Source organism: Promineifilum sp. (SeqCode), assembly GCF_041918635.1.
In the GTDB taxonomy this organism is placed as follows: domain Bacteria; phylum Chloroflexota; class Anaerolineae; order Promineifilales; family Promineifilaceae; genus Promineifilum.
The window spans coordinates 1-10105 of record NZ_JAYRVJ010000089.1 but is presented as its reverse complement, the minus strand read 5'-3'; the positions used below and the strand labels follow the sequence as shown (position 1 = coordinate 10105).

12 protein-coding genes are annotated in these 10105 nt (G+C 64.3%); 9 read left to right on the top strand and 3 right to left on the bottom strand.

Annotation, left to right across the window (positions count from 1 at the left end):
- The coding region (locus tag ACE3UY_RS02965; protein ID WP_374686063.1) for a methyltransferase domain-containing protein at nucleotides 1–734 on the top strand (734 nt) is incomplete at its 5' end.
- Nucleotides 731–2851, top strand: a complete 2121-nt coding sequence (locus ACE3UY_RS02960) for a molybdopterin biosynthesis protein (RefSeq protein ID WP_374686062.1) — start codon at nucleotides 731–733, stop codon at nucleotides 2849–2851. The genes ACE3UY_RS02965 and ACE3UY_RS02960, both read left to right, overlap by 4 nt.
- On the opposite strand, the gene ACE3UY_RS02955 is transcribed toward ACE3UY_RS02960, so the two are convergent.
- Both ACE3UY_RS02955 and ACE3UY_RS02950 read right to left on the bottom strand, forming a co-directional pair.
- A complete protein-coding gene (locus ACE3UY_RS02955) occupies nucleotides 2848–3387 on the bottom strand; it encodes a ferritin-like domain-containing protein (protein ID WP_374686061.1) in 540 nt (179 codons plus the stop codon). The genes ACE3UY_RS02960 and ACE3UY_RS02955 overlap by 4 nt on opposite strands.
- Nucleotides 3388–3477: 90 nt before the next feature.
- Entirely contained in the window at nucleotides 3478–3993 is a 516-nt protein-coding gene (locus ACE3UY_RS02950) for a ferritin-like domain-containing protein (protein ID WP_374686060.1), read from the bottom strand.
- A 300-nt stretch (nucleotides 3994–4293) separates the two neighbouring features.
- On the opposite strand from ACE3UY_RS02950, the gene ACE3UY_RS02945 reads away from it, so the two are divergent.
- Complete coding sequence (locus ACE3UY_RS02945; protein WP_374686059.1) at nucleotides 4294–5232, top strand: PHP domain-containing protein; 939 nt, start codon at nucleotides 4294–4296, stop codon at nucleotides 5230–5232.
- Nucleotides 5233–5322: 90 nt separating this feature from the next.
- Here the strand turns inward: ACE3UY_RS02945 and ACE3UY_RS02940 are convergent, their stop codons facing one another.
- The gene (locus ACE3UY_RS02940; RefSeq protein WP_374686058.1) at nucleotides 5323–5694 is read right to left on the bottom strand and encodes a type II toxin-antitoxin system HicB family antitoxin; all 372 of its coding nucleotides are present in this window, start codon (nucleotides 5692–5694) and stop codon (nucleotides 5323–5325) included.
- A 287-nt stretch (nucleotides 5695–5981) separates the two neighbouring features.
- On the opposite strand from ACE3UY_RS02940, the gene ACE3UY_RS02935 reads away from it, so the two are divergent.
- The 6 genes from ACE3UY_RS02935 to ACE3UY_RS02910 form a co-directional block, all read left to right on the top strand.
- Nucleotides 5982–7250 (top strand): winged helix-turn-helix domain-containing protein, encoded by a 1269-nt coding sequence (locus ACE3UY_RS02935; protein WP_374686057.1) that lies wholly within the window; start codon nucleotides 5982–5984, stop codon nucleotides 7248–7250.
- A 79-nt stretch (nucleotides 7251–7329) separates the two neighbouring features.
- Nucleotides 7330–7572 (top strand): AbrB/MazE/SpoVT family DNA-binding domain-containing protein, encoded by a 243-nt coding sequence (locus ACE3UY_RS02930; RefSeq protein WP_374686056.1) that lies wholly within the window; start codon nucleotides 7330–7332, stop codon nucleotides 7570–7572.
- Nucleotides 7569–7991, top strand: coding sequence for a type II toxin-antitoxin system VapC family toxin (locus ACE3UY_RS02925; protein WP_374686055.1), 423 nt, complete (start codon nucleotides 7569–7571; stop codon nucleotides 7989–7991). Before ACE3UY_RS02930 ends, ACE3UY_RS02925 begins: the two co-directional genes overlap by 4 nt.
- 67 nt (nucleotides 7992–8058) lie before the next feature.
- Nucleotides 8059–8943, top strand: a complete 885-nt coding sequence (locus ACE3UY_RS02920) for a cytochrome c oxidase assembly protein (protein ID WP_374686054.1) — start codon at nucleotides 8059–8061, stop codon at nucleotides 8941–8943.
- A 5-nt stretch (nucleotides 8944–8948) separates the two neighbouring features.
- Complete coding sequence (locus ACE3UY_RS02915; protein WP_374686053.1) at nucleotides 8949–9452, top strand: gamma carbonic anhydrase family protein; 504 nt, start codon at nucleotides 8949–8951, stop codon at nucleotides 9450–9452.
- A 1-nt stretch (nucleotide 9453) separates the two neighbouring features.
- The coding region (locus tag ACE3UY_RS02910) for a TrmH family RNA methyltransferase (protein WP_374686052.1) at nucleotides 9454–10105 on the top strand (652 nt) is incomplete at its 3' end.

The window sequence follows — 10105 nt, the reverse complement described above, 5'->3', positions numbered from 1 at the left end:
TGACCCACTCCGACAAAGCCGCCGAGCGCGGCGAACCCGGCTACGTCTGGCGCTCCGGCCAGGATCGCCGGCTGGACATGATCCGGCGCTGGACCGATCTGAGCGGCCGGCTGCTCGACAACGGCGCGGGCCTGGGAACCTATCTGGAAGCGTTTGGCCGCGTCAATCCCGACAGCCTGCGCATTGGCCTGGAGGTGGAACACGACCGGGCCGTGGACGCCCTGCCGCGCGCCGACGGCATGGCGTTGGGCGAGGGGGAGCGCCTGCCCTTCGCCGACGACAGCTTCGATTTTATCCTGAGCAACGAGGTGCTGGAACACGTGGCCGACGACCGCGCTTGCGCGGTTGAGATGGTGCGCGTGACACGACCGGGCGGGCGCATCGTCATCTTCGCGCCCAACCGCTGGTATCCCGTCGAACAGCACGGTATCTACTGGCGCGGCGAATACTACTTCGGCAACAAGCCGCTGGTCAACTACCTGCCTAACCCGCTACGCAACCGGCTGGCTCCCCACGTCCGCGCCTACACCGCCAGTGGGTTGCGCGGCCTGTTTCGCGGGCTGCCGGCGCGCGAACTACACTACGGCCATATCTTCGGCGGCTACGACAACATCGTGCGGCGCAGCCCGCGCCTGGGCGGGGCGATCCGGCGCGCGCTCTATGCGGTCGAGGGTACGCCGCTGGCCGTGCTGGGGCTATCCCATTTCCTGGTACTGGAGAAGATGCACAGTTGAGCGGAGATAATTCCATACAACGCAAGTTCTACCTTGAAGATATCCCGCTCGATGAAGCCTGGGCCGCCTTTCGCGCGGCGCTGAGCGAGGCCGGCCGCTGGGGGCCGTTCGACACCGAGCGCGTGCCGCTGAGCGCGGCCAACGGCCGCGTGACGGCTGCCGCCGTCTGGGCCCGCCTCTCCTCGCCCCACTACCACGCCAGCGCCATGGATGGCTACGCGCTGCGGGCGGAGGATACGGTGGGGGCGATGGAGAGCGCGCCCTTGCGCTTCGTGCTTGTGGATGCAGGGGGGCATTCATCGGCAGACTCCACCACCTCAGATGTGGGAATGCCGACTGAACATGGGGGGGCTTCCGCTCCCCGGCTCCCCCGCCCCTCTGCTCCCCCGCCCCCCTCTGCCCAAGCTGTCAACACCGGCCACCCCTTACCACCCTGGGCCAATGCGGTCGTCATGATCGAGCACGTCCAGCCGGTGGCGCTACCCGATGGGCGCGCCGCCATCGAGATTCGCGCCGCCGTGCCGCCCTGGAACCACGTCCGGTCGATGGGCGAGGATATGGTCGCCACCGAGTTGGTGCTGCCGGCCAACCACCGCCTGCGCCCGGTCGATCTGGGCGCGCTGGCCGGCTCCGGCCACGCCACGGTGTCGGTCTACCGCCGGCCGCGCGTGGCTGTCATCCCCACCGGCTCCGAGCTGGTGCCGGCCGAGGCGGGTGAGCCGGGGCCGGGGCGCATGATCGAGTACAACTCGCTGGTGCTGGCGGCCCAGGTGGAGGGGTGGGGCGGCGTGGCGACGCGCTGGCCCATCGTGCCAGACAACCTGGAGGCGATCCGCGCCGCCGTCCGCGAGGCGGCCGCCGGACACGACCTGGTTCTGCTCAACGCCGGCTCCTCGGCCGGCAGCGAGGATTACACCGCCCACGTCGTGGAGTCGCTCGGCCGGCTGCTCGTTCACGGCGTCGCCATCCGGCCGGGCCACCCGGTCATCTTGGGCCTGATCGCGCGCGGAACAGCGACGAACGACAAACAACAAACGACGACCGGTGAGCTTTTTACGCCGATCATCGGTGTGCCCGGCTATCCGGTCAGCGCGGCGCTGACCGGCGAGATTTTTGTCGAGCCGCTGCTGGCGCGCTGGCAGGGACAGCCGGTGTGGCGGCCCCCTACCCTGCAAGGCGTGTTGTCGCGTAAGGTCGTCTCCCACACCGGCGACGATGACTACGTGCGCGTGGTCGTCGGTCAGGTTGGGGAGCGGCTGACGGTCACCCCTATCAGCCGGGGAGCGGGGGTCATCACGTCGCTTGTGCGCGCCGACGGCATCGTACGCATTCCGCGCTTCAGCGAAGGGGAGGACGCCGGCGCGACGGTGACCGTCCACCTCTACCGCGATCCACGCGACATCGCCCGCGCCATCGTCGCCATCGGCAGCCACGATCTGACGCTGGATCTGCTGGCGCAATTTCTGGCTGAGCGGTACGAAGGGCTGCGCCTCAGTTCGGCCAACGTGGGCAGCCTGGGCGGTCTGGTGGCCTTGCGGCGGGGCGAAGCGCACTTGGCCGGCTCCCACCTGCTCGACCCCCAGACAGGCGAGTACAACACCAGCTACGTACAGCGCTACCTGCCCGGACAATCGGTGAAACTGGTGATGTTAGTGGGGCGCGAACAGGGATGGATGGTTCCGCCGGGAAACCCGAAAGGGCTGCGCGGCTGGGCTGACGCGGCCCGGGCGGACGTGCGCCTGGTGAACCGGCAGCGTGGCGCGGGGACGCGGGTGCTGCTGGACTATGAGCTAAGCCGGTTGGGGATTGAGCCGGCGGCCGTGCGCGGCTACGAGCGGGAGGAGTACACCCATCTGGCCGTCGCCGCCGCCGTGGCTTCCGGGGCGGCCGACGCGGGGTTGGGCATCCAGGCCGCGGCGCGGGCGCTGAAGCTGGACTTCGTGCCCCTGGCGCACGAGCCGTATGAGCTGATCATCCCGGTCGAGCATTACGAGAGCGAGCTGCTCCGGCCCCTGCTCGATCTGCTCAGCGACGATTCCTTTCGCGCCGCCGTCGCCGCCATGCCCGGTTACGACACGGCGGCGATGGGGCAAGTGCGTACGGTAAATCCGTCCTAGCTTTGACGGACAATCACCTCGGAGCCGTCGTCGCGCGGGTCGCTGCCCGGGCCGCTAAACGGCATCATGCCCTGCGATAACTGCTGGAGGCGGTGATCGGTCAGTTCCTCCTCTTGCAAGTTCATCTCTAGCAGGCTGGCTACCGCGGACTGGCCGAGGTCGTGCGCCCTGGCTAGCGCCCCACGATAGGCGACGATCTCGTAGTGCTCCACCTTACGCCCGGCGTCGATCAGCGCCGCGTCGAGGACAGGGCCGCGCTCAACGTGCTTCAACAGGTCTGATCCTTCCTCGATCAGACCATGCATTCCTTTGCACGTCTCATTGCTCGGCTTGTGGCCGACCGTCACGAGCGCCTGGTCAACGCGTTGGAGTTGCGTGCGCGTCTCCTCCAGATGCTTCTCGAAGCCCTGGCGCAGTTCCGGCGCGGTAGCCGCGGCGGCCATCAGCGGCAGCGCCGTCACAAGTTGGCTTTCGGCGCTGTACAGGTCCTGCAGCTCATGGACAAATAGATCGTCCACCGATTTAATGTGTGTCATGCCCTTATTCCTCCATCTGATAGGTGTTCAATCCAGCAAAAAGGGGCGACCTATGCCGGTCGCCCCTCGCTGCTAGCTGATGGGATCCGTTTAGCGGGTAGCCGCCGCGGCCTTCTCGTTCGCGCCGGTGAAGGACATGCGCCCTTCGGCCAGTTGCGTCAGCAGCTTGTTGGCCTCGCCTTCCTCATCGAGCGTGGTCTGCAATAGGGTCATCACCTCTTGCTGGCCCAACTGCTCGGCGTGGGCGCGCGCCGTGCCATAGCCGGCGATCTCGTAGTGCTCTACGCGCTGGGCCGCGCCGATGAGTCCCGCGTCGCGGGTGTCAGCGTCGACGGCATTTTTCATCACCTCTTCGCCTTCCTTGATGAGGCCCTGCATCCCTTTGCAGGTATGGGCCTTCGGCTCCTCGCCAAGCGCCTTGAACGCCTTCTCCAGGCGGGTGATGTGAGTCTTTGTCTGCTTCAGGTGATCCTTGAAAGCAGACTTGAGCGCGGGGCTCGTCGCCGACTCAGCCATCAAGGGCAGCGCCTCGACCAACTGCTGCTCGGCGCTAAGCAGATCCTCTAGCTCATGGTGTAGCAGATCGTTTAACGAATGTAGTTTCATCACAACCTCCGTATCTGTGTGAATTCGACTTGTCGACAGTGGTGCGGTTCTTTACAGTTCAGAAAATGCGCTGGCGATAACGTCCATAACGCATGTTTCCAGTCTAAAGGGATAACGCAATAGCGCCATATGCCCTGGGATGAGGCAAGGGTATAGCTAAGGGTACATTGTGCGCCGGCCGCGCTCCTTAAGGTTGTTTGACAACTTGGCGTCGTATGCTGGGCACGAACGCCTAAACCGGGTAAGGTGGCCGCACGAGTCTGGCCCATCCGGCGGCGAACCTGAGGAGACAGTTCACACATGGATCGCACCTTTATCGCTGACTTGCACAACCACACCACCGCTTCGGACGGCGAGTACACGCCGGCCGAGCTGGTCAATCAGGCCGCCGCACTGGGGCTACGGGCCGTCGGCGTGACCGACCACGACACGTTGAACGGCCTCGACGAGGCGCTGGCGGCCAGCGCCGCCGCGGGCATCCGCGTCGTGCCCGGCGTTGAGGTGTCGCTGCGCTTCAAGCGGCCCTACTTCACCGGCACGCTGCACTACCTGCTCTACATTCCTTACCACTTGCTCCATGACGTTGCCTTCCGCGGCATGGCCGAAGCGATCTTCAGCCAGGGGCGCGGCGGCGGGCTGGTGCGGGCGCGCGTCGCCGCCATCAACGCCGAGTTCGGCCCCAACGGCGCGACGCCGCTCTTGCAGCGCGACCTGACGGCCGAAGAGATCGAGGCGCTGGCCGACAACGTCACCCGCCGCCATTTCGCCCTGGCCCTGTCCGGCAACCACGGCCTGAGCAAGGAACAGGTGAACCTGCTGATCGGCAATGACAGCCGCGCGTACATCCCGTCCGGCATCGACCCGGCGACATTGACGCCGCTGTTGAAGGCGTACCCGCAACTGGTGCGCGTTTTCGCCCACCCGGCAGCCGGCTCTTACCCCGGCGAGAGCCTCTACAACGAGGTGCTGCCGCCCATTGAGGTCGTCGATACGCTAATGCCGGAGTTTCTGGACGAAGACTTGCTCGGTCTCGATGGTCTGGAGGTGCAGTACCCCGGCCACGTGCAGGAGCACCGCGACCTGATGGCCGCCTGGGCCGAGAAGTATGACCTCATCCAGACCGGCGGCTCCGATTGTCACGACCGGGTCAACCGGCCGCTGGGCGTTGCTGGCGTAACTCAGGCCGAGTTGGACGTGTTGCTGGCGCTGATGGGGGAGACGGTGGCGTTAGGAATCTAGCGACGAATCACCCAACAACACATGATAGAGCGGGGCAACCGGTTGGTTGCCCCGCTCTTTTGTTGACGCGGCGTGACAGCTTGGGAGTCGCTACTGCGCCGTAACAGCACGACTTAGAACAGCCGTAATGTATTGATTGAGGCTAACACCCTCGCGCTCTGCCTGAAAGACCAACTCGCGATGAAGCGACTTGGGTAAACGTAACGAGAACTTACCGCTGAACTCCTGATTGAGTTGCGGTTCGGGAATTGGATCGCCGGACGCAAGCGCATCGGTGATCCAGATGTGCATGGCGTCGCGGATAAAGCGAGCGGCTTCATCGAAGTCATCAGCCTCTGTCATGCAACCACGCAGTTCTCGCACACTGGCAAACCAAACCGGTTGCTCCTCATCAGAGGTGTCGCGAATGAATTCAATGGTGTAAGGCAGGTCAAGGTAGTATTCGACTGACTTTTCACTCATTGTCGATTTCCCTCCAGGAGCCTAATAACTCGTTTGACGTAGACTTCTTTCAAATGCGGGCGATTGAGTGGTAATGTCAACCTCAGGGTGCTTCGAACGTAGATGAAATGACTCGAGCCACCACGCGGCTGCCGCTGCTGAAAGCCATAATCAAGAAGAAGCTGATGCAAATCCTCAAAGCGAACACTCCGGGGATTGTTTCGAATCTCTGCAATCGCTTCTATCGCCTCGTCACAAGAGAATGATACTAAATACGGTGTCAGTCGCCAAGGGCACGACATCTTGCAATGAAACACCCGTTCTACTACAATTCGGCCATGACACAACCCTTGACGCTCACTGTCGCCGAGGCTCGCCGTCTATCCATCATCGCCCAACAGCTCGAAGCGCCGCCGGCCGCGCCGACCAAGGCCGACCTGCTCGATACCATCCAGCGCATCACCTGCCTGCAACTTGACCCGATCAACGTCGTCGCCCGCACGCAGCTACTCGTCCCCTTCAGCCGCCTGGGCCAGTATGATCCGGCCGACCTGGAGGCCCTGCTCTGGGAGGACAAGGCGCTATTTGAGTACTTTGCGCACGCCGCCTCGATTGTTCTGGCCGATGATTACCCCATCTTCAGGCCACAGATGCATCAGCGCAAAGTGGGCAGCGGCCTTTGGCGGCAACGGGTCAACGAGTGGCTGGAGGCTAACAACCTCTTCCGTCAAAGCATCCTCGACGAAATGGCCGAGCGCGGGCCGCTCTACGCCGAAGAGCTCACAGCCCAGGTAGCGCACGTCCCTTGGGGATATGAGAGTGACTGGGGCAGCAACAAGGACGTCATTTTCATACTCGAAGCGATGTGGCTGCGGGGCGACGTGACAGTAACCCGGCGCAGCGGCAACGGTTATGGACTGAAGAAACAGTGGGGCCTGATGGAGCATCAGGTCGGCAGTCGCGTCCACGAGCCGCCAGTCGACCAGCCATTGCTCGTGCGGCGGGCCGTGGAGCGGGCGCTGCTGGCCCTGGGCGCGGCCCAGGCGCGCGACGTCAAGCACTACTTTACCCGCCACAGCTATCCCGGCCTGAATAAGGCGCTGGCCGAACTGGTGGCCGATGGGCGCGTTCAGCACGTGGCCGTGCGCAGCGACGCTGGCGAGTTGCCCGGCCCGTGGTATCTCCACAATGACCTGCTGCCGGAACTGGAGCGCCTTCGCCGCGGCGAGTGGCGGCCGCAGACCACGTTGCTCTCCCCGTTCGACAACCTCATTGCCGACCGCGACCGGACGGAGTGGCTGTTCGACTTCCGCTATCGCATCGAAATCTATACCCCCGCCGCCAAACGCCAGTATGGCTACTACGTCATGCCCATCCTCCATGGCGACCGGCTCATCGGCCGCGTAGACCCCAAGATGGATCGCCAGGCGAATCGGCTGACGATCAACGCCATTCACCTGGAGCCGGGCGTCACGTTTGCCGGCGAGACGCGCGCGGCGATTGAAAGCGCTATTGAATCATTAGCTGCATTTTTAAGGGCACAATCGGTTGATTATCTGCCGTTCGCTAGTCAGTAAGATAATGCGCTTTACCGTTTAGCCCTAGCTGAAGCCATTTACCTTGTTTTCCAATGATACATGGATTATTATCAACTCCATGATTACTACCGTTACCCAGAAGAATATGGTCACGATTCCGGCCGAGGTAGGTCGCGCTTTCGGTATCAGGCCAGGCTGGCGGCTGGAATGGACACCCAATGTTGAAAGGAACGAAATCGTGGTTCGGGTTATCCCCGATCGCGGAGAACTGGCGCGCCGACTTCTAGGAAGTGGGCGTCAATATAAGCCTGAGCGCGACAGTGTCGCCGATCTGATCGTCGAACGCGAAACTGAAGCGTGAAACTGGTGCGCTACCTACTCGATACGTCGGCGCTACTAGCTCATTATCGTCAGGAATCGGGCTGGGAAGAGGTGCAAGCGCTATTTGAGGACAGCGAGGCAGAGATCATGATTGCCTGTCCAACCCTCACCGAATTCGCGCGGCGCTTACATGCTCTGGGTGCCGACGACGCGACCATCCTGGAAACGCTGGAAAACTATAGCCTACTCTTCACAAACACATTTAGTGTCGATAGAACGGTAGCGCTGGCCGCTTACGCGATTGGCCGAGAGACACCCCAACGGCTGCCGCTCATTGACGCGCTCATTGCAGCAACGGCTAGGGTGAACGAAGCTACTCTGGTGCATCGTGACCCCCATATGGCAACCATTCCGATGGCCGCAGTCCGTCAGCAAGCACTGGCTATGAACAACCGCTAAGCCGATTGATTCACACGGCCGGCTATTGCTACAATTCACGTCAATGCTCTCGCCCGAAGCAACCTTCATGCGCCTGCTGGCAGCGGCCGTTGTCTTTCTCGCCGGCCTGCTCTACGCGCGCGGCTGGCGCCGCTTAGGGCGTTTTCATAAGGAGCGCCCGCCCAAGACTTCTCCGGCGTCGACGCGCTCGCTGGTGCTCTTTGTGGCGGGTCTGGCCCTGCTGGCCGTCGCGCTCATCTCCCCGCTCGGCTATCTGTCCACCCGCTACTTCAGCGCCCGCATCGTCCAACATATGCTCCTCGTCGCCTCCATCCCCAGCCTGCTCATGATGGCCAACCCCGTGCCGGCCATCGTCCACGGCCTGCCGGCGCGCTGGCGCGACGCGCTGCTGGCTTCGCGGCGCGGCGCGGGCGCGACCGGCGCGCGACCCGGCCGGCTGCGCCGGGTAATTCTCTGGGCTACCGCGCCCGGCGTCACGCTGCTGGCCTTCCTGTGCATCTGCTGGTTCTGGTACGATCCGGTCATCCACGCGGCCACGCTGCGCCACACCTGGGTTCACGCCATCGAGCTTAGCAGTCTGCTCGGCATTGGCCTGCTGAACTGGTGGCACGTCACCGCCGCCTGGCCGCACACTCACGGAACCATGCACCCGGTAGTGCGCATCGGCTACGCCTTCATCAGCATCTGGCCGGTCAAGATCGTCGGCCTGGTGCTTCTGTTCATGCCCGAGCCCTTCTACAACTACCCGGCGACGTTCCAGTTCACCGGCCTGCACATCAACGACTACAGCTTCGGCGCAATGATCGCCTGGATCATCGGCGGCCTGGCCTACGCCGTGGCAACCATCATGCTGGCGCGTGAATGGCTGGGACAGGAGGCGGACAAGCCGGCCCTGCCGGAGTCGGCCTGGGCCACCGACGACTCCATGCTCGCGCCGGGCATCAAACGGTAGACCCTGTGACCGAACACCCCTGCCCTACCATTCCCCCGACGGCCTGGATTGCCGACACCGCCACGGTACGCGGCGACGTGACGTTGGGCGAAGACGTGAGCGTCTGGTTTGGGGCCGTCCTGCGCGGCGACGAAGCGCCGATTCGCGTGGGCGACCGGACGAACGTCCAGGATGGGGCGGTGCTGCACGTCTCGGCCGGGTTCCCCTGCGCCATCGGCGACGAGGTCACCATCGGCCACGGCGCGGTCGTTCACGGCTGCACGGTTGAGGATGGCGCGCTGATCGGCATTCGGGCGACGGTGCTGGACGGAGCGATCATCGGCGCGGGCGCGGTGGTTGGCGCGGGCGCGGTGGTTCCGCCGGGCCTGTGCGTGCCGCCCGGCATGCTGGCGCTGGGCGTGCCGGCGCGGATCGTCGGCCCGCTGTCCGAGTCGCAGCGCGCCGCCGGCCCTCGCGCCGTCCGCAACTACCTGGCCCGCAAAGAGGCGTATCGGGAGGGGGAATACTGATATGCCCTCAATCACCAGCCTGCAAAACCCTCGCATCAAGCGCATCGTTAAGTTGTCCGACCGGCGCTACCGGGACGAGGTCGGCCAGACCATTGTGGAGGGCCTGCGCGAGGTCGGGTTGGCGCTGCACGCCGGGCCGGCCCCTCTGGAGGCTTACGTCTGCGCCGAGCGACTCGCGCCGGAGGCCCACCCCCTGGTGCGCCAACTGGAAAAGCTCGCCGCGGCGCGGCGAACGGAGCTGTTCGAGGTCACACCGGCCGTCTTCGAGAAGATCGCCTACCGGGGCGAGAGCGGCGGCTTGTTGCTGGTCATCGCCTATCGCTCTGTTGAATTGAACGAGCTCACCGCCGACGTGCCCTTCCTGGTCATCATCGAGGAAGCCGAGAAGCCGGGCAACCTGGGAGCCATCCTGCGCACGGCCGACGCCGCCGGCGTCGACGCGGTCATCGCGCCCATCGCGCCGGGCGGACGGGGAACAGACCTTCACAACCCCAACGTCATCCGCGCCAGCCTGGGGGCCTATTTCACCGTGCCGGTGGTCGCCGCGCCGGCGACCGAGATCATCGAGTGGCTGGGCGAGCGGGACATCGAGATCATCGCCGCCACGCCGGCCGCCGACCGGCTCTATACCGACGTTGAGCTGACCGGCCCGG